This window comes from Staphylococcus cornubiensis, from assembly GCF_900183575.1.
Lineage (GTDB): Bacteria > Bacillota > Bacilli > Staphylococcales > Staphylococcaceae > Staphylococcus > Staphylococcus cornubiensis.
Genome location: NZ_FXUZ01000001.1, coordinates 200,659 through 226,994 on the forward strand (window position 1 = coordinate 200,659; position 26,336 = coordinate 226,994).

The window sequence follows — 26,336 nt, forward strand, 5'->3', positions numbered from 1 at the left end:
TTGCGTTATAATGAATCAATTAAAGCATTTGAAAAAGCAGAACAACTCATGCCAGGAGGGGTTAACAGCCCTGTGCGTGCATTTAAATCAGTAGACACACCAGCGATTTTTATGGCACGCGGTGAAGGCAGTCGTATTTATGACATAGACGGTAATGAATATATTGACTATGTACTCAGTTGGGGACCGCTGATTTTAGGTCATCGTGATCCTAAAGTGATTGAGGCGATTCATGATGTAGTAGAACGCGGCACAAGCTTTGGCGCATCTACTTTAGAAGAAAATCGTTTAGCTGAGTTAGTGATTGAACGTGTCCCTTCTATTGAAAAAGTGAGAATGGTATCTTCTGGGACTGAAGCGACATTAGACACATTACGTTTAGCCCGTGGTTATACTGGTAAGAATAAAATCATTAAATTTGAAGGAAACTATCACGGTCATAGTGATTCATTATTAATTAAAGCGGGTTCTGGTGTTGCAACTCTAGGCTTGCCTGATTCACCAGGTGTTCCAGAAGGTACGGCTAAAAATACGATTACTGTGCCTTATAACGATCTTGAAGCTGTAAAATACGCATTTGAGGAGTTCGGTGACGATATTGCAGCAGTTATTGTAGAACCCGTTTCAGGTAATATGGGTGTTGTCCCACCTATCAACAATTTCTTACAAGGCTTACGTGATATTACGAAAGAAAATGATGCCTTACTCATTTTTGATGAGGTCATGACAGGTTTCCGAGTAGGTTATAATTGTGCACAAGGTTACTTTAACGTTATTCCTGATTTAACGTGTCTTGGCAAAGTCATTGGTGGCGGGCTGCCAGTAGGTGCTTTCGGTGGACGTAAAGAAATTATGGACCATATTGCACCAAGTGGCGATATTTATCAAGCAGGTACACTGTCAGGAAATCCGCTTGCAATGACAAGTGGTTATATGACATTAAGCCAACTGACTCCAGAAAGTTATGAATACTTTAATGAACTTGGAGATATGTTAGAACAAGGTTTAACAGAAATCTTTGGTAAACATCAAGTGCCATTAACAGTGAATAGAGCAGGTTCTATGATTGGTTTCTTCTTAAATGAAGGACCAGTGACAAACTTTAAAGAGGCGAATCGTTCAGATTTAGAAATGTTTAGTCAGTTGTATCGTGAACTGGCAGAACAAGGTATCTTTTTACCGCCATCACAATTTGAAGGCATGTTCCTCTCAACAGCACATACAAAAGAAGATATTGAAAAAACACTCAATGCTTTCGATGTGGCTTTAGAACGCATCAAGAAGTAATGAAATGCGTGGAGGCTGGGAGATTCTGATTTTCCCGGCCTCATCTGTTTAATATCGTATTTGTAGATTTGAAATAAATAGGCAAAGGAGGTGCGGCCATGGCACAAAATAAAATGTTAAATAATTTACTTGTTCTCGTCATTTCACTTTTATTAGGTTGGATTCTATTTGCGTTGCATATCATGTTGCCATGGATGTTTGGACCAATATTGGCAAGTATTTTCGTCGTTAAAGTACTTAAACGTGATGTCCAATGGCCGTTTTGGTTGAGCGAACTCGGTTTAATTATGCTGGGTGTTCAAATCGGAACTTCCTTTACTAAAAGTGTGACGAGCGATATTAAAAATGATTGGCTCTCAATTGTTTTAGTCAGTGTGCTGATCTTGCTTTTAGCGTTAGTGGTGTCCATTGGTTTTAGAAAAATTGCACATGTTAATCGAGAAACGGCATTATTGAGTGTCATTCCGGGGGCTTTAAGTCAGATGATTGTTATGGCTGAAGAAAATAAAAAAGCAGACATTCTTGTTGTCAGCCTTACACAAACGTCACGCGTCATCTTTGTTGTATTATTAGTACCATTGATCTCATTTTTCTTTAAAACTGATCATACGCATCGTGTCACTGAAACGAATGTTCAATATTTAACAGATGTATTGAATATACAAGATGTTGTTATTATCGCGTTAGGTATTGCGGTTGTTTATGTATTAATGAAGTGGATTCATTTTCCAACAAAAATGTTGATGGCGCCCATTGTCGTGCTCATCATCTGGAATTTCGTAACGAACTTGACATTCACGCTCGATGCACCAATGATTGCGGGCGCACAAATTATTTATATGATTCGTGTGGGCATTCAAATTGCGCACTTAACTGATCAATTAAAAGGGCGAATCGCAGTCGCAATTGCTTACCAAAATGTATTGTTGATTTTCGGTGCATTAGCGATGGTTTATCTTGTTCAATTTATTAATCACGCTTCTATTGATGAATTATTTCTCGGTGCAGCACCAGGTGGGATGAGTCAAATCGTCTTAGTTGCTTTAGATATCGGTGCGGATGTCGCAATGATATCAAGTTATCATATTTTCCGTGTTTTCTTTATTTTATTTTTAATTGCACCACTTGTGAGCTTGTATTTGAAATATTTAGAACGTAAAAATAGTCACAATAAAAATTGAGGGCTTGGATAATGTCGCGTCCAAGTCCTTTTTTAATGGGGATTATAGATTGATGGTGAAATTGCTAGGTTTGTCTCTATTCTCGTCTAACGATTGGGACATGACACTAAATGGCTATTATAAAGGCCAGCAGCTTCCATAAACGAAAAGGCTGTGACAGGGCCAATAAACTTAAATCCATATTTTTTTAATGCTTTCGATAATGCTTTTGCAGTGTCATCTACAGTAATGCGTTCTTCAACGGATTGATATTTAAAATCAACTGGTTGACCGTCGACAAATGACCAAAGAAACGTGCTAAAGCTATCGTAATCTTTCTCAATTTGAATATAGCCTTTTGCTTGTGCGACGATTGCTTCTAATTTAGGGCGATGATGAATAATGTTTGGAAATGTCATTAATGCATCAATATCCGCATCACTCATTTGTGCAATTTGATAAGGATCGAAATTGTAAAATGCGTGTTGATACGCTTCTTTCTTTTTTAATATAGTTAACCACGAAAGACCCGCATGTTGTGATTCAAGGGCCAACAACTCAAATAGAGCCTGTGAATCATAAAGTGGTTTGCCCCAAAAGTGGTCGTGATAATCAAGATAAAGTGGGTCTTTTGTTCCAAATGCACATGGGTTCACGTTTTATTCCTCCTTGTATTGACTTCATTGTCGTTTCAGTATACTATAAGAATGAAATTAAAAATAGTGTATGGGAAGAGTAGGTTATCCTCTTTTTTTAGAGAGTGCATGGTTGCTGGAAATGCATAAAAGAAATAACTGAAGGTAGCCCGTTTTGAACTTTAATTGAACTTTGAGTAGGTTAAAGCGTGTCATGAGCGTTAATCATAAGAGAGCAGTAGTGTAGGCGTTTGTCTGCACTATTGAATATAGGTGGTACCGCGGAACATCCGTCCTATTTTGGACAGGTGTTTTTTTATTTTAATGGAGGGATTTTTAATGGAGATGAAACCTAAATACAATCCGCAAGAAGTTGAAGCGGGTCGATATCAAAAATGGCTAGACCAAGAACTTTTTAAACCGAGTGATAACTCAGATAAACCTACATATACCATTGTGATTCCACCCCCTAATGTGACTGGAAAGTTGCATTTAGGTCATGCATGGGATACGACATTACAGGATATTTTAACACGTATGAAACGTATGCAAGGCTATGAAACACTTTACTTACCAGGTATGGACCATGCAGGTATTGCGACTCAAGCGAAAGTAGAAGCGAAAATGAGAGAAGAAGGCATTTCTCGTCATGATATTGGACGTGAAAAGTTTCTCGAAAAGGCCTGGGAATGGAAAGAAGAATACGCATCATTTATCCGTCAACAATGGGCGAAGTTAGGCCTTGGTTTAGATTACTCTAGAGAGCGTTTTACGTTGGATGCAGGTTTAAGCAAAGCTGTGCGTAAAGTGTTCGTTGACATGTACAATAAAGGTTTGATTTATCGTGGTGAGCGTATCATTAACTGGGATCCAGCTGCGAGAACAGCATTGTCTGATATTGAAGTCGTTCACGAAGACGTAAATGGCAAGTTTTATCATTTCAAGTATCCATTTGCAGATGGTGAAGGTTACATGGAAATTGCAACGACACGTCCAGAAACAATGCTTGGCGATACAGCGATTGTCGTTAATCCTGATGATGAACGTTACCAAGATGTGATTGGTAAAAAAGTCATTTTACCAATCGTCGGTCGCGAGTTGCCAATTATTGCTGATGACTATGTAGATAAAGAGTTTGGTAGTGGTGCGATGAAAGTAACGCCAGCACATGACCCAAATGACTTTGAAATTGGTAACCGTCACGATTTAGAGCGTATCGTCGTGATGGATGAAGCAGGGCGTATGAATGCTGAAGCCGGCAAGTACGCAGGTATGGATCGTTTTGAATGTCGTAAACAACTTGTTAAAGACTTGTTAGAAGAAGGGTTAGTCATTAAAATTGATGACCATGTACATTCAGTAGGTCACTCAGAACGTTCGGGTGCCGTAGTTGAGCCATACTTATCTACGCAATGGTTCGTTAAAATGGCACCACTTGCTGAACAAGCGTTAAATAATCAAAAAACAGATGGACGTATTGATTTTGTACCGCCACGTTTCGAAAAAACATTTAATCGTTGGATGGAAGAAATTCGTGACTGGACCATTTCAAGACAGTTATGGTGGGGACACCAAATCCCAGCATGGTATCATAATGAAACAGGGGAAATTTATGTAGGTGAAGAAGCGCCTGAAGATATTGAAAACTGGACACAAGATGAAGATGTCCTTGATACGTGGTTCTCTAGTGCGTTATGGCCATTTTCAACACTGGGTTGGCCGAATGAAGACGCAGAAGACTTTAAACGTTTCTATCCAACAAATGTATTAGTTACTGGATACGATATTATTTTCTTCTGGGTTGCACGTATGATTTTCCAAGGTTTAGAATTTACAGGTCAAAAGCCATTCAGCGACGTATTATTACACGGTTTAGTCCGCGCTGAAGATGGACGTAAGATGAGTAAATCGTTAGGTAACGGTGTGGACCCAATGGATGTGATTGATCAATATGGTGCCGACAGTCTTCGCTACTTCTTGGCAACAGGTTCTTCACCAGGTCATGACTTACGTTATTCAACAGAAAAGGTAGAATCGGTATGGAACTTTATTAACAAAATTTGGAATGCCGCACGTTTTAGTTTGATGAATATTGGTGACTCATTCAAATTTGAAGATATTGATTTATCAGGCAATTTATCTGTTGCAGATCAATGGATATTGACACGACTCAATGAAACGATTGAAACGGTCACACAGCTTAGCGATAAATATGAATTTGGCGAAGTGGGCCGTGTGTTGTATAATTTTATTTGGGACGAGTTCTGTGACTGGTACATTGAAATGAGTAAAATTCCAATGAATAGTGACGATGAAGCTCAGAAAAACGTGACACGTTCAGTTCTAAGTTACACATTAGATCGCATTATGCGTTTATTACATCCATTTATGCCATTTGTAACTGAACAAATTTGGCAAAACTTACCACATGAAGGCGAGTCAATCGTGACAAGTGCATGGCCAACAATGGATAAGTCATTGATGTTTGAAGAAAGTAAAGATGTAATGGAACAATTAGTGGAAATTATCAAATCAGTGCGTCAATCACGTTTAGAAGTGAATACACCACTATCTAAAGAAATTCCAATTAAAATTCAAGCTAAAAATGATACGATTCAACAACTATTGAAGGCCAACCAACATTACTTGGAACGTTTCTGCAATCCAAGTACGCTTGAAATTGAAACTCAAATCGAGATTCCAGAAAAAGCAATGACATCTGTAGTAGCAGCGGGTGAAGTCATTTTACCAATTGAAGGTCTCATTGATATGGACAAGGAATTAGAACGTCTAGAGAAAGATTTACAAAAATGGCAAAAAGAGTTAGATCGCGTTAATAAAAAATTATCAAACGACAACTTTGTGAATAAAGCACCTGAGCACGTCATTAATGAAGAAAAAGAGAAGCAAGTAAAATACCAAGAAAAATATGATGGTGTTAAGGCTAGAATTGAACAATTAAAAGCGTAGGAGTCTTAGTTATGAATTATCTAGACAGTTTATATTGGATACATGAAAGAACAAAATTCGGCATTAAACCAGGTGTAAAACGTATGGAATGGATGCTCGAAAAACTTGGTCAACCGCAACATCGTATTCAAGCGATTCATGTTGGTGGCACGAACGGTAAAGGTTCTACTGTTGTGTATTTACGTGAAGCTTTACTCAAAAATGGTTATCAAGTGGGTACTTTTACGTCTCCATATATTGAAACATTTAATGAACGAATTAGCTTAAATGGTTTGCCAATTTCAAACGAAGATATTGTAGCGCTAGTGGCTCGTGTTAAACCTGTCAGTGAAATGATGGAAGAACAAACTGAGTTAGGAGTTGCAACCGAATTTGAGATTATCACAACAATGATGTATCTCTATTTCGGTGAGCTCCACCCGGTTGATTTCGTTATTGTCGAAGCAGGTTTAGGTGTTAAAAATGATTCTACTAATGTGATTCAGCCGTTGATGAGTATTTTGACGAGCATCGGTTTAGATCATACGGACATTCTTGGTCAAACATATTTAGACATAGCCAAAGATAAGGCAGCAATTATTAAGCCGCATACACCAATTGTTTACGCTGTTAAAAATGAGGAAGCATTAAAATATTTCAGAGATACCGCTGAACGATTAGATGCAAAAGCTTTAGAATTCGATCGCGATATTTTAATTAAATCAGAAGATGATGAATTTACGTATCGCTATAAAGATTATGAATTAGAAAACTTAGCATTACACATGGTAGGCGAACATCAAAAAGAAAATGCTGCACTTGCAATTACTGCATTAATCGAATTGTACGAGCAAGAAAAAATTCAATTAGACTTCAACAAAATGATTGAAGGGATTGAACATGCATATTGGACAGGGCGTATTGAACGTGTTTCTAAAGAACCGCTAATTATCATTGATGGTGCACACAATAAAGAAAGCGTGGATGCTTTAGTAGATACGATTGAAAAATATTACAATGTGCCGAAAGTCGATGTTTTGTTTGCTGCTATTGAAGGGAAACCAATCCATCATATGTTAGAAGCTTTTCAAAATATAGCGCGTCACATTTATGTCACAGGCTTTGATTTTCCAAAAGCACTTCCTAAACAAACGTTATATGATGAAATTGAATTTAATCAAAAATCGATAGTTGATGATTACGTCTCATTTATTAACAATTATGAAGGTGATGCATTACTCATCACAGGCAGTCTTTATTTCATTAGTGAAGTTAAATCCAAAGTTGACTTTAATTCATAAAAATTTAACCATCTTGTATGTATTAAGAGAAACCGTGATACATACAAGGTGGTTTTTGTTTTTATTGCTTTTTTATGCCTCATTTGTCGCTTTTTGGCAATTTGACCAACTGACTTCATACGCATATAATAAATGCATTCAATCAAAAGTGTTGTCATATATTGTCAGTCAGACAGCGACTAGGAGGTCTTTAAGGTGATGATTGTCCTGTTATTTATGATAGGTAGCATGTTAATGAGTTTTCTACTGCAATTTGCTGAGCATCCTTCATTGCGCATTAAACATTGTTTTCAAAGGTCGAAGTGTCAAACGTGTAAACATCAATTGAAGCCATTCGATTTAATACCTTTAGTCAGTTATTGTTGCTTAAAAGGCAAGTGTCGTTATTGCAAACAAGGAATCCCTTTATCGTTATTTGTAGGTGAAGCTTTAGGCGGTATTTTAATCGTCTATCCTTTATTCATTCCTATATACATCCCTCTCGTTACGTTTTATTCTGTATCTTTATTGTTACTCTCAATGGCAATCATTGATGTACGCAGCCAATTGATTCCTCACAGATATCTATTTATATTATTGATATTGTTACTTTCATTACATTCATCATTTTATTTAGACTGTCTACACATCGTTGTTTGGAGCGTTTTGCTCATTGTAGGACTCATTCAACAAAATTTGATCGGCATGGGAGATATTAAACTCTTTCTTGTCATCATCTTTTTCTTTCCAAACGCATTTTTACTCTTCTTTTTAACATTCATTTTTCCGTTAGGCTTACTGTTGTTACCGCTTTCATTAGTGTTTGAATGGATACAACAGCGCCGAGTTCCACTTGTGCCGGCTATTTTTGTTTCATTTTTATCAGTCTCATCACTCTATTCCAAGTTGATTTTGTTTTATGGAGGATTTTTATGACACGTATTCAAGATTTATCATCAAATGAAAAACCTAAAGAACGACTCCTTAAATTTGGTAGTCAAGCGCTATCCAATACAGAATTACTGGCTATTATTATTAATACTGGCAGCAAAGGGCATTCTAGCCTTCAAGTCGCTTCAAATATTCTGTCTCAATGTCATTCGTTAACAGAGCTTCGAAATTTATCTTTAGTAGAATTAGAAAAATTTGTAGGAATAGGGCGGAATAAAGCCACAACTATACTCGCTGTATTTGAATTATCACGTCGCTTAGCCGAAGATAAAAAGCAGTATCTTTCTGAGCCAATACACTCGCCAAGTCAAATTGCTGAACGTTACTATGCAAAGTTTAAAGATTATGATCAAGAACACTTTGTATTGCTTATACTCAATACGAAAAATCAAATTGTTCATGAGGAAACACTGTTTATTGGGACACTGAATAGTGCGATTATTCATCCTAGAGAGGTATTTAAGACAGCTTTAAAGTGGTCTGCGAATGCGATTATCGTGATACATAATCACCCTTCAGGAGACGCAACACCGTCAAAAGCAGATATCGAAACGACGCAACGATTGATGGCATGTGGTGAAGCGATGGGGATAGAGTTATTGGATCATATTGTTATCGGCGAAGAATCCTTTGTTTCTATTTTGAGTGAAACGAAGGAGGATTAAAAAATATGGGATTCGGACATAGAAAATTTTAAGCCTCAATCCATTCAGAAATTTATGATTCGTTAATGACTTTAAAGCAGGCGGAAAATGAGGATGAATGGCATACTAAAAATTGATGCTATTGTTTTCTTGATTTCATAAACTTGCTATCAGTTTCACTGTATTGGGTCTAAGATTGCCCAGAAGGCTGAGACTCCCGAGGGATAACGTTAAAAACAAAGTAACAACTTTTAACTTTGATAGTGACTACTGTTTAACACAGTAGCTGTCTGACTTCTCAATGCTGATGCTGTTGAGAAGTCTAGTCAGCCTTGCGGGGCAGTACGACGAAATCTTTGTTGCACATCTGATTTCTGTACGGACCCCGAAAATCCAATTCGGTTTCCATCTCAAATACGTTTCAATCAAGCCGAATTGAGTTGAAGGGCTAGTCTCTCAAAAAAGCAAATCCATGAAGGCAATTAAAAACCACAAACCATAAGGAGAGCAAGTTTAACAAAAATATTTCATCAATAGCATCAAAAATTTTTAAGTCCCATCCCATTTGATGATACATATATGTTTATTGTTAAAAATAGTTCACAAGCCATAAGAACAATTGATAACAAACGTAAACAATGAATATCATAATACCGAGTCTGATTAAAAAGCCGATGATTGAAACACTGACTCTAAATAGAACGACGGCAAGCAATATCATAATAAATAAAGCAATTAAGCTCATTGAAGTCACTCCTTTTGATTCTATTGTAGTATTTTCACGAAGCAGACACATCGTTCTTAAGTTATATTTATCATGCTTCAGATGGATGTCTTTTAAATATCTTATTCATTATAATATAACGTATAATGATATGAGTAGTGTTTATGAGAGTAAATATAGAGGAGGGCATTCATGCGGATAATAAAAAGTCTCATTAAATTATTTATAATTATTGTATTACTCATCGCCCTCGTTTTTGCTGTATTAAAGTTTGTGCCAGATTTTAAAAATGAACCGTGGAACCCTGTTGGAGATAAAGAAGTATATCAAGTCACTGATGATGAAGGTTATCTTGTACCGTTAAATGGTCGTCGTTACATTCAAAGCGAAAACGACATTTTTAGAAATGTCCCTAAAAGTCAGATGAGAAATGTGTTTAATTGGATAGATAAATATGAATTCATGCAAGTCAATGAAATGACACGTATGGGTTATGATCAAGAATTTTTAATTGCCGAAAGAGATTCACAGTTTATCCTATATCGTTTTGGTGACGATACGATGAGAGTTTATACGACAGAACATGATCTTTATTATGACCTTAATCAACTTGGAACTACAATCCAAATGAAGCCAATCAGTGATTATCAACAAGAAACAGACGATTAACTTTAAGATAATGTGTACGACTTGAGATAACAACATTGATAAGTTAGGCTATGGATGAGACAGATTGATGAGGAGTGATTTTACGATGTCTGACAACCATAAAGCACAATCAAGTAACGAGCAGTTGAAAGCTCAAAACTTATTTGCAAAATGGCGTAAAGATGAAACTTTGTATAAGGAAGACGAAGAAAAATCTGAAAATCAACAATCGGAAGAATCATCATAAAGATATATATCAAAGCGAGGTAGAGTAATTTGGTGTGGCAGTCACTTCTATCTCGCTTTTTCTAATATTTATCAATAATGTACACCATGGGACTTTATTTACTTTACAGAGTAATATAAAATAATAGCAGTACATACATTGAAATATAATTTGAGGTGTTGAGGTTGTCCAATTTTTTTAAAAACAACAAACTCGTTGTGTTGTTTTGTGCATTAATCCTTTTTATCGCTCTAATTGGATTATCAATTCGTTCGCACTCCCAATCAGTTCCAGAACAGTATGTCAGTGATACGACTTCGTTTGGACAGAGAGTCTTTTCTTATCCAATTCATTTTATTGCTGGGTCAATCACGGACATTTTTCATAAAACTGAAAAACCAACGAATAAAGAAAAACAATTAGAAGCTGAAAATGAACGTCTAAAATCAGAAAACAAAAAGCTCAAGAAAGAATTAGATATGAGTGACATTTCTGAATATGAACCTGTTACTGCAGCTGTCATAGCGCGACAACCTGACCAATGGTTAAATACGATTGTCATTGATAAAGGGAAAAAATCTGGCATCAAAGAAAATATGGCAGTGATGACCGCGGATGGTTTAGTCGGTCGTGTAGCGAAAGTGAATCAATTTTCATCTCAAATCCATTTAATCTCGACTAAAGGACGAACAAATCGTTTATCAGTGAACGTACAACATGACGGTCACGAAGTATTTGGCTTAATTGATCATTTCGATGAGAAGACGAATCGTTTAATTATTAGCGATATCGATAACAATGAAGACATTAAAGCTGGAGACAAAGTGGTGACGAGTGGTTTAGGCGATCAATTACCTAAAGGGCTTTACATAGGCGAAGTGAAAAAAGTACAAAATGATCAATATGGTTTATCTAAGCAAGTTGCCATTGAAACAGGGGCTAATTTAAATCATTTTGACCATGTTTATATTGCAAAGCGCGATCCTAAAACGGTTGTAAGTGATGAGGGTGATAATTCATAATGAAATCTATTTACTATATTCTCGTTGCGATACTGATGTTTTATTTGGATACAGTTTTAACTTTTTTATCACCCATTATGATAGGGGGGCATCGATTCATTTTAGTGCCCCATCTTGTCTTTTTATTTTTAATCTTGATTACGGTTTATAAAAACACAAGTATTGCTTTGATTCTCGGCGCATTATTAGGAACGGTCCACGATTTATTTTTCGGACAAATTTATGGTGTCTACCTATTTGGTTACATCGTCTCTATTCTATTTGCTGATAAGTTTTTAAAAGTGTTTTTCCGTGATCATTTGATGGTCTTTGTGATGACATTGATAGGAGTTGTTTTTCTAGAAGTTTTCGTCGTCTTGATCTATTTGGTTATCGGATTGATTGAATTTAATCTTCTTCAATTTATATTATTCCGAATACTACCTACACTCTTGCTGAATGCGATTTTACTCATTTTCCTTTACTTCGCTGCAAACTATTTTTTAAATCGCTCACGTTCTATTGACACGAAGTAAAACGAATGGTATGATGCAATAGTTGAGTAGTTCGTAGCTACATACAACCGCTCAAACATGGGTTTTAAGTACGTTTCGTCACCTATGTATGGCGTGACTTATAAATAGGAGGTGCAAAGTATGTTTGCTATTATTGAAACAGGTGGAAAACAAATCAAAGTAGAAGAAGGTCAAGAGATTTTCGTTGAGAAATTAGACGTAAACGAAGGTGACACTTTCACTTTTGATAAAGTTTTATTTGTTGGTGGAGACAACGTTAAAGTTGGCGCGCCTACAGTTGAAGGTGCTACAGTAACTGCAACTGTTAACAAACAAGGTCGTGGTAAGAAAATCACTGTTTTCACTTACCGTCGTCGTAAAGACTCTAAACGTAAAAAAGGCCATCGTCAACCTTACACAAAATTAACAATCGACAAGATTAATGCATAATCATGATTAATGTTGATATTAAGTTAAACGACGAGGGTCAAATTACAGATGTCATTATGGATGGTCATGCGGATTATGGTGAACACGGTCAAGATATTGTCTGTGCAGGTGCATCAGCAGTTGTGTTTGGTAGTGTGAATGCCATTATTGGCTTAACTTCTGAACGTCCAGATATTGATTATTCTGAAGATGGTGGGTATTTTCATGTGAGAGCTGTTGATACGAATAACGAGCAAGCTCAGTTAATACTCCAATCGTTACTTATTTCTTTACAAACAATTGAAGAAGAATATAATGAGTATATTAAATTAAATCTGAAGTGAGGTGTAACTCATGCTAAAATTAAACTTACAATTTTTCGCATCGAAAAAAGGGGTAAGTTCTACTAAGAACGGTCGTGACTCTGAATCTAAACGTTTAGGTGCTAAGCGTGCTGACGGTCAATTCGTTACTGGTGGTTCTATCTTATTCCGTCAACGTGGAACTAAGATTTACCCAGGTGAAAACGTAGGTCGTGGTGGCGATGATACATTATTCGCTAAAATCGACGGCGTTGTTAAATTCGAACGTAAAGGTCGAGACAAAAAACAAGTTTCTGTATATGCAGTTGCTGAATAATTTGTCAATCTTTGACACCAGAAGGTAACTTCTGGTGTTTATTTTTTATATTAAACGAACAAAAAGTTATATAATATAACGTGATAGTCAAAACGTGATTAAAGAAAACAAAGTAAAAGAGGTGAAAACATGTTTGTCGATCAAGTGAAAATATCATTGAAAGCTGGCGATGGTGGTAATGGTATTACTGCGTACCGTCGTGAGAAATATGTACCGTTTGGTGGTCCAGCTGGTGGTGATGGTGGACGTGGGGCTTCAGTCGTGTTTGAAGTAGATGAAGGCTTACGTACTTTAATGGATTTTAGATATCAACGTCATTTTAAAGCTAAAAAAGGTGAAAACGGTCAAAGTAGTAATATGCATGGTAAAAATGCTGAAGATCTTATTTTAAAAGTGCCACCGGGTACGATTGTTAAAGATGTTGAGACGGGACAAACGTTAGCTGATCTTGTTGAGCACGGTCAAAGTGCGGTTGTTGCTAAAGGGGGTCGTGGCGGTCGAGGAAATTCTCGTTTCGCAACACCTAAAAACCCAGCACCAGATTTTAGTGAAAACGGTGAGCCGGGTGAAGAAATTGAAGTTACTTTAGAGCTTAAATTGTTGGCAGATGTCGGGTTAGTTGGTTTTCCAAGTGTTGGTAAATCTACTTTATTATCCATTGTCTCTAAAGCAAAACCTAAAATTGGTGCGTATCATTTTACTACGATTCAACCGAACTTAGGTGTAGTAGAAACACGTGACCAACGTAGCTTCGTTATGGCTGATTTACCAGGTCTGATTGAAGGTGCTTCTGAAGGTGTCGGCTTAGGTCATCAATTTTTAAGACATGTAGAACGGACGAAAGTGATTGTGCATGTCATTGATATGAGTGGTATGGAAGGGCGTGACCCGTATGAAGACTACCAAATCATCAATCACGAACTTAAGGCGTATGCACAACGTTTAGAAGACCGTCCACAAATCGTTGTAGCAAACAAAATGGATATGCCTGACGCTGAGGCACAGCTTGAGTTATTTAAAGAGCAACTTGGAGATGAAACTGTTACAATTGTACCGATTTCATCTTATACGCGAGAAAATATCGATCAATTGTTATATGAAATTGCAAACACACTTGAAGAAGTGAAAGATGTCGATTTCTCTGCACAAGAGGAACAAGTTGGTGTGAATCGTGTACTTTATAAACATACGCCATCACAAGATAAGTTTACGATTACGCGTGACGATGACGGTGCCTATGTCGTAAGTGGCAATGCGATTGAACGTATGTTTAAGATGACTGACTTTAACAGCGAACCTGCTATTCGTCGTTTTGCGAGACAAATGCGCTCAATGGGTATTGATGATGCATTGAGAGAACGTGGCGCTGAAAATGGAGATATTGTACGTATTCTTGGTGGAGAATTTGAATTTGTCGAATAATATTGAGAGTGGAGGTTCTGAAGAGGTATGAAACATCAATTTTATATTATTCGTGAAGATGTGTTGCCCTATGTTGTTAAGCGTGTCCTAGAAGTGAAGGCATCATTGAAAGAAGATCAATCATTAACAATTCAAGAAGCTGTAGATATGCATGATTGTTCGCGTAGTGCGTTTTACAAATATAGGGACACGATATTTCCGCTAGAAGATGTTCAGCAACAGACCGAAGTTTTTACGATTATTTTATTTGTGACAGATAAAGTTGGTATTTTAGCACAAATACTTGAGAAACTATCTGAATTAAACCTTTCTGTATTGACGATTCATCAAAGTGTTCCCACTGACCAAAAAGCATCGATTACATTATCATTAGATGGTCGAAACGCCAAGTGGGGACCTTATCAAATCATTAATGAACTACGCCAAATGGAAAATGTATATAACGTAGACATTATTGGAATGAACATGTAAGGAGCGCTATTGAATGTATGCATATATTTCTGGAAAATTAACAGCACTGCATCCAACCCATATCGTCGTTGAAACAACATCTGGTATCGGATATGAAATTCAAACACCGAACTCATATCGTTTTCAAAAGCATTTAGATCATCCGGTAAAAGTGTACACATCCCTGATTGTACGTGAGGATGCTCAATTGTTATATGGGTTTATCGACCAAGAAGAAAAGGATATGTTTTTAAGTTTAATCAAAGTGACAGGCATAGGACCAAAGTCAGCGTTAGCTATTTTAGCAGCAAGTACACCTAATGAAGTGAAACGTGCTATTGAAAATGAAAATGATGCATATTTAACGCAATTTCCAGGTATTGGTAAGAAGACTGCACGCCAAATTGTGTTAGATCTTAAAGGTAAAGTTGTCGTTACTGAAGAAGTGAGCGAAGGGTTGTTAGATTTAACGCCAGAGCATGATGCGCATGCAGTACAAGAAGCTTTACTTGCATTAGAAGCATTAGGTTACTCAAAACGTGAGTTGAAGAAAGTAGAAAAAGCGATGCAACAGCAAGCGTTTAATGATGTTGATGAAGCTGTTAAATTTGGATTAAAACAATTGATTTCATAAAGGGGTGATGTAAATGGATCAAGACCGAATGATGGATGGACATGAGCAAGTAGATGAACACACATTTGAATTGTCATTACGACCTGAGCGTTTAAGACAATACATAGGTCAATCTGCAATTAAGTCAAACCTTGATGTTTTTATACAGGCCGCTAAAATTCGTGAGGAACCATTAGATCACGTCTTACTTTTTGGTCCACCGGGATTAGGTAAAACGACTTTATCTCATATTATTGCAAATGAGATGGACGTTAATTTACGTACAGTATCAGGTCCGTCGATTGAGCGACCGGGTGATTTAGCAGCGATATTAACAGGCCTGCAACCCGGCGACGTACTATTTATTGATGAAATTCACCGATTAAGTAGTGTCGTAGAAGAGGTGCTTTACCCAGCGATGGAAGACTTCTTTTTAGATATCATCGTAGGTAAAGGTGACGAAGCAAGAAGTATTCGTATTGATTTACCTCCTTTTACACTAGTGGGTGCAACGACGCGTGCAGGGAGTTTAACGAGTCCATTACGAGATCGCTTCGGCGTGCATTTAAGGCTTGAGTATTATACTGAAGAAGAATTAACGCAAATTATTATACGAACAGCAGAAGTATTAGGCACAGCCATTGATGAAGAAAGCGCCTTAGAAATTGCGAAAAGAAGTCGTGGGACACCACGGATTGCCAATCGTCTGCTGAAACGTATTCGAGATTTCCAGCAAGTCAAACAAGACGATATGATTTATATTGAGACAACAAAGCATGCATTGAAACTACTTCAAGTGGACGATGAAGGGTTGGATTATATCGATCACAAAATGATGGCTTGTATTATTGAACAATATCGTGGCGGCCCAGTGGGATTAGATACGATTGCTGTTTCAATAGGTGAGGAACGTGTAACGATTGAAGATGTTTATGAACCGTTTCTCATACAAAAAGGATTTTTAGAGCGTACCCCTCGAGGTCGAAAAGCGACACCTTATGCATACGAACACTTTAAATATACGAGCCAATAAGTGAAGGAGTCATTATTTTGAACATAGAAGAATTTGATTATGAATTACCAGAATCACTCATCGCCCAGACCCCTCTTAAACAGCGTGATCAAAGTCGTTTATTGTATTTGAATCGCGAGACTGGGGAGACTGAGGATTTACATTTCAAGGATATTACGCGTTTTTTCAAACCTGGAGATACGTTGGTACTCAATGATACACGTGTGATGCCAGCGCGTTTATTTGGTATTAAAGAAGAAACAAATGCTAAAGTAGAAATGTTAATGTTGACGCAAATTGAAGGTGATGATTGGGAGGTCCTTTTAAAACCGGCGAAACGTATCAAGCTTGGACAAACGCTGAGTTTTGGGGAAGGTAAAATTAAAGCGACTTGTATTAAAGAACTGGATCAAGGCGGACGTGTGATGCGTTTAAGTTATGAAGGGATTTTACAAGAGCGCTTAGACGAACTTGGTGAAATGCCATTGCCTCCATATATTAAGGAGCGTTTGGATGAAAAGGAACGCTATCAAACAGTTTATGCTAAAGCAGCAGGTTCAGCAGCCGCACCGACAGCTGGACTACACTTTACAGATGAACTATTAGAAGACATTCAGAAGCAAGGCGTTCAAATTGCATTTGTGACATTACATGTCGGTTTAGGAACGTTTAGACCTGTCAGCGTTGATCATATTGATGACCACGAAATGCATAGTGAATATTACCAAATGTCACAAGAAACTGCCGACATTTTAAATGAAACGAAAGCAGCAGGGCATCGCATTATTTCTGTTGGAACGACTTCGACACGTACACTTGAGACAATTCGGACACAATTTGACACTTTCAAAGCGACAAGTGGTTGGACAGATATTTTTATTTATCCTGGCTTTGAATTTAAAGCGATAGACGGTTTGATTACGAACTTCCATTTACCGAAATCGACATTAGTTATGCTTGTTTCGGCGTTTAGTTCACGTCAATTTGTGTTATCAGCTTATCGCCATGCTGTTGCAGAAAAGTATCGCTTTTTTAGCTTTGGTGACGCGATGATTATCATTTAGTTTGAGAGGAGAATATTATGCCCGCGGTAACTTATGAGCATATTAAAACATGTAAACAATCAGGTGCACGTTTAGGGATCGTGCATACCCCTCATGGTTCATTTGAAACGCCGATGTTTATGCCAGTTGGAACAAAGGCAACGGTTAAAACAATGAGCCCTGAAGAATTAAAACAAATGAACACTAAAATTTTATTAGGGAATACGTATCATCTATGGTTACAACCTGGTAATGATATTGTGAAAAAAGCTGGAGGGTTGCACAAGTTCATGAACTGGGATGGTCCTATTTTAACAGATTCAGGTGGCTTCCAAGTGTTCAGTTTAAGTAACTTGCGTAAAATTACAGAAGAAGGTGTAGAATTCCGCCATCATACGAATGGTTCGAAATTATTTCTGTCACCTGAAGACTCTATTAAAATTCAAAATGATTTAGGTTCGGATATCATTATGGCATTTGATGAATGTCCACCGATGCCTGCTGAATATGATTATGTAAAAAACTCATTAGAACGTACAACACGATGGGCTGAGCGTTGTTTAGCTGCGCATCAACGTCCTGATGACCAAGCTTTATTTGGGATTATTCAAGGTGGCGAGTATAAAGATTTACGTCAACAATCTGCCGAAGAACTAGTAAAACTTGATTTTCCTGGTTATGCAATAGGAGGGTTGTCTGTCGGAGAGCCGAAACCTGTCATGTACGAAATGGTAGAACATACAGAACAATTCATGCCGAAAGATAAACCGCGTTACTTAATGGGTGTGGGTTCACCAGACGCATTAATTGAATGTAGTATTCGCGGTATGGATATGTTTGACTGCGTACTTCCCACACGAATTGCACGTAATGGGACATGCATGACATCAACAGGTCGACTTGTTGTCAAAAATGCACAATACAAAGATGATTTTCGCCCTTTAGATGAAAATTGTGATTGTTATACGTGCCAAAATTACACGCGTGCATACTTACGTCATTTAATTAAAGCAGATGAGACATTCGGTATTCGCCTTACTACTTACCATAATCTGCATTTTCTGTTAAAATTAATGGAGAACATTAGACAAGCCATTCGAGAAGACCGTCTTTTAGATTTTAAAGAGGAATTTTTCGAACAATACGGTCTGAATGTTGATAATCCGAAAAATTTCTAGATAGGAGTTATGTTTTATGTCATCACTTTTTAGTTTATTACCATTAATATTACTTTTCGTAGTAATGTGGTTCTTTATGATTCGTCCACAACAAAAACGTGCGAAAGAACATCGTCAAATGGTAGAACAATTACAAGCTGGTCAACGTGTAACAACAATCGGCGGCATCAAAGGGACAGTTCGTGCAGTAGATGAAACTTCTGCCGTTATTACTGTAAACGGTAAAGGTACAGAATTGACTTTTGAAAAACAAGCCATTAAGCAAGTTGACCCTTCATAACGATTGATTGTATCCGTAAGTTTGCATACAATAAAGGACATGGCTTAACACCATGTCTTTTTTATTGTATGCTCAAAATGACTTGCACTAAACGGAGTGATTCAAGTATGCTTGTGACATAAGATTAAATGAGGTGTTCATGTGAAAAAAGTAAGTAGATTGATTACCTTTTTACTGCTTGTTGTACTCTTGTTTGCGGGTATGGGTGCGACATATAAAAGTGTAATCAAAAATGTTAACTTAGGGCTTGACCTTCAAGGTGGATTTGAAGTATTGTACCAAGTTAATCCACTTGAAGATGGAGACAAAATTGATAACACCGCAGTACAATCGACAGCCAAAACGTTAGAACGTCGTGTCAATGTACTCGGGGTATCAGAACCTAAAATTCAAGTTGAAGATCAGAATCGTATCCGCGTTCAACTTGCAGGGGTACAAGACCAAAACCAAGCACGTAAAATTTTGTCATCTCAAGCGAACTTAACGATTCGTGATGCCGACGATAAAGTTTTATTAACGGGTAAAGATCTTGTACAAGGTTCAGCTAAGCAAGAGTTTAAACAAAACACAAATCAACCCGCTGTCACTTTCAAATTAAAAGATAGTGACAAGTTTAAAAAAGTAACAGAAGAAATTTCTAAAAAACAAGAAAATGTTATGGTCGTTTGGTTAGATTTCGAAAAAGGCGACAGTTATGAAAAAGAAAAAACAAAAGAAGATCCTAAATTTATTTCTGCCGCTTCTGTAAACCAACCGATTAACTCGACTAATGTTGAAATTTCTGGTGGTTTCCAAGGTGATGAAGGGATTTCTGAAGCGAAACAAATTGCTGACTTATTAAATTCAGGGTCATTACCTGTAGAATTAAAAGAGATTTATTCAACATCAGTAGGTGCGCAATTTGGTCAAGATGCATTAGATAAAACGATTAATGCATCAATGATTGGTGTCGGCATTATCTTCTTATTCATGCTATTATTCTACCGTTTACCTGGTTTTGTGGCGGTTATTACGTTAACGACGTACATATACTTAACAATGGTTGCATTTAACTTTATTTCTGGTGTGCTCACATTGCCAGGTTTAGCCGCATTGGTACTCGGTGTCGGTATGGCCGTCGATGCAAACATTATTATGTACGAACGTATCAAAGATGAAATACGCATCGGACGAACGTTAAAGCAAGCTTATAAAAAAGCGAATAAGAGTTCGTTTATTACGATTCTCGATGCCAACTTAACAACTGTGTTAGCCGCTGCTGTATTGTTCTTCTTTGGTGAAAGTTCGGTCAAAGGGTTTGCAACGATGTTATTACTTGCGATCCTCATGAGTTTCGTTACAGCCGTTTTCTTAACACGTATTTTATTATCATTAGTCGTGCATTCAAACGTCTTCAAGAAAAAGTTATGGTGGTTTGGTGTTAAACGACAACAAATTCATGATATTAACGAAGGTCTGGATGTACATGATTTAAGTACACCATATGATAAAGCAAACTTCATGAAGTGGGCGAAACCATTATTTGCATTGAGTGGCGTTGTCATTTTAGCAGGTGTCATTATTCTCGCTATTTTCAAATTGAATTTAGGGATTGATTTTACTTCAGGGACACGTGTTGACTTACAAAGCAATCAAAAATTAACACAAGCCCAAGTTGAAAAAACAATGGAGTCAATTGACCTTAAACCAAATCAATTGTCTATTGGTGGTACAAACAATGAAAATGCATCAATGCAATTTAAGCGTGATTTAAATAAAGATGAAGTGGCAAAAGTGACAAACACGTTAAAAGATCAATATGGTAAAGAGCCATCTGTCAATACTGTATCGCCAGTCATCGGTCAAGAATTAGCGAAAAATGCGATGTTAGCAGTGCTGATTGCATCAATCGGTATGATCATTTATATTTCTTTACGATTCGAATGGCGTATGGGTATTGCTTCTATCATTTCACTCTTACATGACGCATTTATGATTATTGCGGTATTTAGTTTGTTCCGATTAGAAGTTGATATTACGTTTATTGCTGCAGTGCTGACGATTATCGGTTATTCAATCAATGATACAATTGTAACGTTTGACCGGGTACGTGAGATGCTATCAAAAATTAAGGTCATTACGAAAGAGGAACAAATTGACTATATTGTTAATAGTTCGATTCGCCAAACATTAACGCGTTCGATCAATACAGTGCTTACAGTTGTGATTGTTGTTGTTGCGTTGCTCATTTTGGGCGCATCAAGTATATTCAACTTCTCACTCGCGCTTCTTATCGGTCTTGTATCGGGTGTTTATTCATCCATTATTATTGCCGTACCGTTATGGGGCATGTTGAAAAAACGAGAATTACGTAAATCACCACATCACAAACTTGTGGTGTACAAACGTAAACGTACAAACGAAGAAAAAGTATTAGTTTAATTCAATTGATATACTGTTAAAACGAGAGGCTAGGACCTACTGAAATGTCTTAGTCTCTCATTCTTTTTATTTAAGTGAATTTTCGATATAATACTGTGTGGAGAAAGTGGCGGTGAAGATATGATAAATTCTAAATTTCAATGGCAAACCGAAACAAATCGTCAATCAATGGACGAAACGTTGATCGAACAATATAAATTAACCCCTTTGATGCGCTATATTTTAGAGAGTAAAGGATACACTGATTCACAACAACTCGCACAAATTTTAGCGTCATCTCATGAGAATATGCACGATCCTCGTTTGATGAGTGATATGGACAAAGCCGTCGAACGTATACATACAGCAATTCAAAATCAAGAAAAAATATTAGTGTATGGGGATTATGATGCAGATGGTGTGACCTCTACAACGATTATGGTAAAGACGCTTCAACAATTAGGTGCTATAGTCGGATGGTATATTCCAAACCGTTTTACAGAAGGCTATGGACCGAGTGAACCGGCGTTTAAGAATGCGTATGATGAAGGTGTTTCACTCATTATTACAGTCGATAATGGGATTCAAGGTCATTCAGAAATCGATATGGTACAAAACTTAGGCGTCGATGTCATTGTTACCGATCATCATGAGATTGGAGACACTTTACCACCAGCATATGCGATTATTCATCCGATGCACGCAGGTTTTGATTATCCGTTTCCTAGTTTGTGTGGTGCAGGTGTGTCACTTAAATTAGCACAAAGTTTGCTTGATGAAGTCCCAGATATATTTTGGATTTATGCGATGATAGGAACCATTGCTGATCTAGTCTCATTAACAGATGAAAATCGTTTTATCGTTAAGCATGGACTGAGATTATTAAATGAAAATCCCCCTGCTGCTATAGCGGCTATACTCAATCAAGCGCAATTTAATGAGACTGTGACCGAGGAGACTATCGGCTTTATGATTGGACCAAGGTTAAATGCGGTCGGACGGTTAGATGATGCTTCACTTGCTGCAGAATTACTGATGACTGATGATGAAGATGAAGCACTCTTTTTAGCCGAGCAAGTCGAGCATTTTAACGTTGAGCGAAAAGAAATCGTGAAAACGATAGTAGACGAAGCGATGGTCATGGCGGAAACGGCAGTCCAAGCAGGAGAACATTTTTTAGTTCTAGCTAAAGAGGACTGGCATGAGGGTGTACTCGGTATTGTAGCTTCAAGAATTGTCGAAACTTACCATTTGCCGACAATGATATTAAATATTGATCATGAACAGCAACATGCGAAAGGCTCTTCAAGAAGTATTACACAAGTGTCCATGTTTGAAGCGTTATCCTCTCAACAAACGTTAATTACTAAGTTTGGAGGTCACCATATGGCGGCTGGTTTAACTTTACCTATTGATCAAGTGTCCGCATTACGTGAAGGGTTAAACGATTGGATGACGACGCATATTGATACGACGCAATTACAACCGATACAAAAAGTGGATGTCACTATAGACGTAGGTCATATAACGGTGGAACAAATTCAATCTATCGAGAGATTACGACCGTTTGGTACAGACTTCAAGCGACCGATTATTCAAGTCAATGGTCTGACAGTACAACAGAGTAAAGGCATTGGTCAACAACAAGCCCATTTGAAGATGACGTTTGTTGAACAAAATTTACAAGCGCTATTTTGGAATCAAGGTGCATTGTCTAGTGAGCTCATGCCAAACCAACATATCGATGTAACGGGCGAACTACAAATCAATGAGTGGAATGGTAACCGTACACCTCAAATGATTTTAACTGACATGAAAAGTAATGAACGTCAAATACTAGATTATCGTAGTAAAAATAAACGCTTGCCAATTTTTGAGGATGACCAAAAAGTTTGTTATTTAATTCATCCGAACCAAGATAAGTCGTCACCACATGAGTATTACTATGGAGAGCATATACCACAGCAATATGACAAGTGCGTCATGCGTGATTTACCATTAACGCTGGATGATATTAAGTTGTCTTGTCATTATTTAAATACATCTCAAATCTATTTAGTATTTCAGCATCAACGTTCAGTTTATTTTGAAGGTTTACCGCAACCTGCAGATTTCAAAAATTGTTATAAGGCGTTGTATCAAAAAGGACAAACCGATTTACAAAAAGATGGGGTTGCATTAAGTCAATATATTAACGTTAAACCAATGATGCTTAAATTTATTTTAAAAGTTTTTCTTGACCTTGGAATCATTTCTCAAAAAGATGGTATAATCGAGATTGTGCAATCAACAGATAAACAACCGATTACCTCTAGCCGAGTTTATCAAGCACGTGTACAGCGGATTGAGGTAGAAAAACAGTTACTATATGATGAATTTGGCGCCATTAAGTCTTGGATAGAAAATGAATTGGCACGGAATGAATGAGGAGGATTTTAATGGACTTAAAACAATATGTATCAGAAGTAAAAGATTGGCCAAAAGAAGGGGTTAATTTTAAAGATATCACAACAATTATGGATAATGGTGAAGCATACGGTTACGCGACAGATCAAATCGTTAAGTTTGCAAAAGAGAAAAATGTGGATATCGTTGTTGGGCCAGAAGCGCGTGGCTTTATTATCGGATGTCCAGTGGCCTATGCGATGGGAATTGGTTTTGCACCAGTACGTAAAGAGGGCAAATTACCGCGTGAAGTGATTCGTTATGAATATGATTTAGAATATGGAAGCAATGTTTTAACGATGCATGCAGATGCGATTAAACCTGGCCAACGTGTATTGATTACTGATGATTTATTAGCGACAGGTGGCACAATTGAAGCGGCGATAAATCTTGTTGAAAAACAGGGTGGTATTGTAGCAGGTATTGCCTTTATTATTGAGCTTGCGTATTTAAATGGTATGGAAAAAATTAAAGATTATGACGTGATGTGCTTAATTAAGTATGAGGAATAATCAGTTGTTATTTTGAAGTGATGAAACAACTTCATGCAGTCATGTATGAGGTTGTTTTTTATTATGATTTCATTGCATAAATCGTGCAGTGTTTTCAATCAATAAATCTGGATCCAATTGAATGATTGATGATAGTGATAACATAATGCCAACCTTAAAAGTTAAAAAGGAATTGATATATGACAAAAATGATATATAATTAAATTGTCAGAAATATCTGACTTAAACAGAGGTACGTGTATGGTTGTTGCACTCATGGGTACAAAGAAGGTGTTGGGCATAACAAAGTAGTTTACTGTGTAGGTTAAAGGGGATGAATGGTCAAACTTTCTATAGTTAAAAAAATCGTTATATTTCGTCTTTTGAATTCGTTTACACTTGCCCATGCACTATTATTTTTAGTCTATTTAAAAGATATTAATATTGATGTATTTCATATCGGACTTTTATTTTCAATCACATATACCACTAACTTAATAACAGAAGTCCCGTTTGGATATTTCGCTGATACAACGTCAAAAAAATTAAGCTATTACATTGGTTCAAGTTTTATTATTTTGTCATTAATGTGCTTCATAATGTATAAAGATTTTTATATGATTGTCGTAGGTTCGATATTATACGGTATTGGTATGTCTGGGAAATCCGGTTCGGCTGAGGCTGTGCTTATTAATCGTCTCAATCAAGCGCATCAAAAAATTTATTTTGAGATAGGTAATAAAATCAATTTATACACAAATGCATTCTTAGCTATATTTATGGGCTATTTATATAAAGTGAATATGATATTACCATTTTATATCTCTTTAATAGCGGAAGTATTGTTGCTTATATTTGTGATATTTATGAAAGAAGTAAAAGCAACAGAAAGTAAGAGAGTAATAAAAAAATCAATTTTTAATGATACTCGGCTTTCGATAGTGAAAAATTATGATATTTACGTGTTTTTAGGGTTGATGTACCTAGTTATACCGCAATTATCCGTCTATTTACCTGCATATTTAAAAGACTATATTGCCGTTGAATATATTGGAATAATCGTGTTTTTGTTTAATGTCATCCCAATTATTGGCGCTAAAATATATGATAAAACGCTTTCAAATATAGAAAATAAACATTTGCTTTATATGACGCTCATCTATTTTACAGGGCTATTATTTATGATGAGTCTATCGAATTTTTATATCTTTTTACTTCTATACGGCTTATCGAGATTTGCGAATCGATGGCTCTTTATGGTGATTTCAAAAATGATTAATCATATTTCAACTGATGAAAATAGAGCGACTATGCTTTCTATAAAAAGTACTGTGATGAGTTTAATGTTCATTTTTTCGGATCCTTTATTCGGGTATATCATTTCACATTTTAGTATACAGTTCAGTTACTTGATTTCCGGATTCATTATTCTTTCTGGAATTATTTTTATTACGTTTACAAGAAGGAAGTGGATGTGATATTGCTTCAAGCTAAATTTGTAATCATGGATAATAAGTTATTTTTAGTTATGCATAGTTTCATCAACCATCTACTGTAACACAATCCAATATAAAGTTAATAGAAAACTCCGGGACATTTTCGTCATTGATGATTGAAGTCTCCGGAGTTTATCGTTTACTAAGGTGTTGTGATAGCAAACTCAGACAGATGTTTTGATTAAACGTTTCTTAGAGTGATGTGAATGAACTACAATTTTTCTATAGCTACTGTATTGTTTATATCATCACAATGGATTAAAAAAGAAGGGATTAAGTAGAGAAGTATATTTCAATCATACAGGGTCGATTGGGAAAAATATGATGTCGAACTTTTATAGTTATTTTGATATCAATAGTTCGCTCAGTTTTGGCATTAAACGATATTTTTATGCTACAAATAATACATTTTGATGAC

At 36.7% G+C, this 26,336-nt stretch carries 26 protein-coding genes and 2 other annotated features; of the genes, 24 read left to right on the top strand and 2 right to left on the bottom strand.

What is annotated here, in order from left to right; genetic code table 11:
• Together hemL and CCE82_RS01080 are read left to right on the top strand one after the other, a co-directional pair.
• On the top strand, positions 1-1,287 hold the full coding sequence (hemL, locus tag CCE82_RS01075) for a glutamate-1-semialdehyde 2,1-aminomutase (protein WP_086427593.1): 1,287 nt from the start codon (positions 1-3) through the stop codon (positions 1,285-1,287).
• A gap of 98 nt (positions 1,288-1,385) precedes the next feature.
• Positions 1,386-2,468, top strand: a complete 1,083-nt coding sequence (locus tag CCE82_RS01080; protein WP_086427594.1) for an AbrB family transcriptional regulator — start codon at positions 1,386-1,388, stop codon at positions 2,466-2,468.
• An 86-nt stretch (positions 2,469-2,554) separates the two neighbouring features.
• Here the strand turns inward: CCE82_RS01080 and CCE82_RS01085 are convergent, their stop codons facing one another.
• Positions 2,555-3,103, bottom strand: coding sequence for a DNA-3-methyladenine glycosylase I (locus CCE82_RS01085; RefSeq protein ID WP_086427595.1), 549 nt, complete (start codon positions 3,101-3,103; stop codon positions 2,555-2,557).
• A gap of 57 nt (positions 3,104-3,160) precedes the next feature.
• Positions 3,161-3,383: a binding site (T-box leader), on the top strand.
• A 38-nt stretch (positions 3,384-3,421) separates the two neighbouring features.
• On the opposite strand from CCE82_RS01085, the gene CCE82_RS01090 reads away from it, so the two are divergent.
• From CCE82_RS01090 to radC, 4 genes are all read left to right on the top strand, one after another.
• Positions 3,422-6,052: a valine--tRNA ligase gene (locus tag CCE82_RS01090; protein WP_086427596.1), complete on the top strand. Its 2,631-nt coding sequence runs from the start codon at positions 3,422-3,424 to the stop codon at positions 6,050-6,052.
• Between the two features lie 11 nt (positions 6,053-6,063).
• Positions 6,064-7,332 (top strand): bifunctional folylpolyglutamate synthase/dihydrofolate synthase, encoded by a 1,269-nt coding sequence (locus CCE82_RS01095; protein ID WP_086427597.1) that lies wholly within the window; start codon positions 6,064-6,066, stop codon positions 7,330-7,332.
• A gap of 198 nt (positions 7,333-7,530) precedes the next feature.
• Positions 7,531-8,247 carry a prepilin peptidase gene (locus CCE82_RS01100; protein ID WP_206184361.1) on the top strand — a complete coding sequence of 239 codons (717 nt, stop codon included), beginning with the start codon at positions 7,531-7,533 and terminating at the stop codon, positions 8,245-8,247.
• Entirely contained in the window at positions 8,244-8,927 is a 684-nt protein-coding gene (gene radC, locus CCE82_RS01105; RefSeq protein WP_086427598.1) for a RadC family protein, read from the top strand. The genes CCE82_RS01100 and radC overlap by 4 nt, the downstream gene beginning before the upstream one ends.
• Positions 8,928-9,495: 568 nt before the next feature.
• Here the strand turns inward: radC and CCE82_RS13000 are convergent.
• Positions 9,496-9,651 (bottom strand): hypothetical protein, encoded by a 156-nt coding sequence (locus CCE82_RS13000; RefSeq protein ID WP_086427599.1) that lies wholly within the window; start codon positions 9,649-9,651, stop codon positions 9,496-9,498.
• A 171-nt stretch (positions 9,652-9,822) separates the two neighbouring features.
• On the opposite strand from CCE82_RS13000, the gene CCE82_RS01115 reads away from it, so the two are divergent.
• The 18 genes from CCE82_RS01115 (at position 9,823) to CCE82_RS01195 (ending at position 25,900) form a co-directional block, all read left to right on the top strand.
• On the top strand, positions 9,823-10,299 hold the full coding sequence (locus CCE82_RS01115; protein ID WP_086427600.1) for a DUF4930 family protein: 477 nt from the start codon (positions 9,823-9,825) through the stop codon (positions 10,297-10,299).
• Between the two features lie 85 nt (positions 10,300-10,384).
• Entirely contained in the window at positions 10,385-10,525 is a 141-nt protein-coding gene (locus tag CCE82_RS13005; protein WP_167370950.1) for a hypothetical protein, read from the top strand.
• A gap of 164 nt (positions 10,526-10,689) precedes the next feature.
• Positions 10,690-11,526, top strand: coding sequence for a rod shape-determining protein MreC (mreC, locus tag CCE82_RS01120; RefSeq protein ID WP_086427601.1), 837 nt, complete (start codon positions 10,690-10,692; stop codon positions 11,524-11,526).
• On the top strand, positions 11,526-12,041 hold the full coding sequence (gene mreD, locus CCE82_RS01125) for a rod shape-determining protein MreD (protein ID WP_086427602.1): 516 nt from the start codon (positions 11,526-11,528) through the stop codon (positions 12,039-12,041). Before mreC ends, mreD begins: the two co-directional genes overlap by 1 nt.
• Positions 12,042-12,076: 35 nt before the next feature.
• Positions 12,077-12,150 (top strand) — a sequence feature (ribosomal protein L21 leader region).
• Between the two features lie 11 nt (positions 12,151-12,161).
• Complete coding sequence (gene rplU / locus CCE82_RS01130) at positions 12,162-12,470, top strand: 50S ribosomal protein L21 (RefSeq protein ID WP_014613714.1); 309 nt, start codon at positions 12,162-12,164, stop codon at positions 12,468-12,470.
• A gap of 2 nt (positions 12,471-12,472) precedes the next feature.
• Positions 12,473-12,793 (top strand): ribosomal-processing cysteine protease Prp, encoded by a 321-nt coding sequence (locus CCE82_RS01135; RefSeq protein WP_014613715.1) that lies wholly within the window; start codon positions 12,473-12,475, stop codon positions 12,791-12,793.
• 10 nt (positions 12,794-12,803) lie between these two features.
• On the top strand, positions 12,804-13,088 hold the full coding sequence (gene rpmA, locus CCE82_RS01140) for a 50S ribosomal protein L27 (protein WP_014613716.1): 285 nt from the start codon (positions 12,804-12,806) through the stop codon (positions 13,086-13,088).
• A gap of 129 nt (positions 13,089-13,217) precedes the next feature.
• Positions 13,218-14,510, top strand: a complete 1,293-nt coding sequence (gene obgE / locus CCE82_RS01145; protein ID WP_086427603.1) for a GTPase ObgE — start codon at positions 13,218-13,220, stop codon at positions 14,508-14,510.
• Positions 14,511-14,537: 27 nt separating this feature from the next.
• Positions 14,538-14,981, top strand: a complete 444-nt coding sequence (locus tag CCE82_RS01150) for an ACT domain-containing protein (RefSeq protein ID WP_019169498.1) — start codon at positions 14,538-14,540, stop codon at positions 14,979-14,981.
• 13 nt (positions 14,982-14,994) lie between these two features.
• Positions 14,995-15,594 (top strand): Holliday junction branch migration protein RuvA, encoded by a 600-nt coding sequence (ruvA, locus tag CCE82_RS01155; RefSeq protein ID WP_086427604.1) that lies wholly within the window; start codon positions 14,995-14,997, stop codon positions 15,592-15,594.
• Between the two features lie 13 nt (positions 15,595-15,607).
• Entirely contained in the window at positions 15,608-16,606 is a 999-nt protein-coding gene (ruvB, locus tag CCE82_RS01160) for a Holliday junction branch migration DNA helicase RuvB (protein ID WP_086427605.1), read from the top strand.
• A 17-nt stretch (positions 16,607-16,623) separates the two neighbouring features.
• Entirely contained in the window at positions 16,624-17,649 is a 1,026-nt protein-coding gene (gene queA, locus CCE82_RS01165; RefSeq protein ID WP_086427606.1) for a tRNA preQ1(34) S-adenosylmethionine ribosyltransferase-isomerase QueA, read from the top strand.
• Between the two features lie 17 nt (positions 17,650-17,666).
• Positions 17,667-18,806, top strand: a complete 1,140-nt coding sequence (gene tgt, locus CCE82_RS01170; protein WP_086427607.1) for a tRNA guanosine(34) transglycosylase Tgt — start codon at positions 17,667-17,669, stop codon at positions 18,804-18,806.
• A gap of 16 nt (positions 18,807-18,822) precedes the next feature.
• Positions 18,823-19,086, top strand: a complete 264-nt coding sequence (gene yajC, locus CCE82_RS01175; RefSeq protein ID WP_086427608.1) for a preprotein translocase subunit YajC — start codon at positions 18,823-18,825, stop codon at positions 19,084-19,086.
• Between the two features lie 141 nt (positions 19,087-19,227).
• Positions 19,228-21,507: a protein translocase subunit SecDF gene (gene secDF / locus CCE82_RS01180; RefSeq protein WP_086427609.1), complete on the top strand. Its 2,280-nt coding sequence runs from the start codon at positions 19,228-19,230 to the stop codon at positions 21,505-21,507.
• A gap of 120 nt (positions 21,508-21,627) precedes the next feature.
• A complete protein-coding gene (recJ, locus tag CCE82_RS01185) occupies positions 21,628-23,913 on the top strand; it encodes a single-stranded-DNA-specific exonuclease RecJ (RefSeq protein ID WP_086427610.1) in 2,286 nt (761 codons plus the stop codon).
• Positions 23,914-23,924: 11 nt separating this feature from the next.
• Positions 23,925-24,443, top strand: a complete 519-nt coding sequence (locus CCE82_RS01190; protein WP_086427611.1) for an adenine phosphoribosyltransferase — start codon at positions 23,925-23,927, stop codon at positions 24,441-24,443.
• Positions 24,444-24,760: 317 nt separating this feature from the next.
• On the top strand, positions 24,761-25,900 hold the full coding sequence (locus tag CCE82_RS01195; protein WP_086427612.1) for an MFS transporter: 1,140 nt from the start codon (positions 24,761-24,763) through the stop codon (positions 25,898-25,900).
• Positions 25,901-26,336 lie beyond the last annotated feature (436 nt).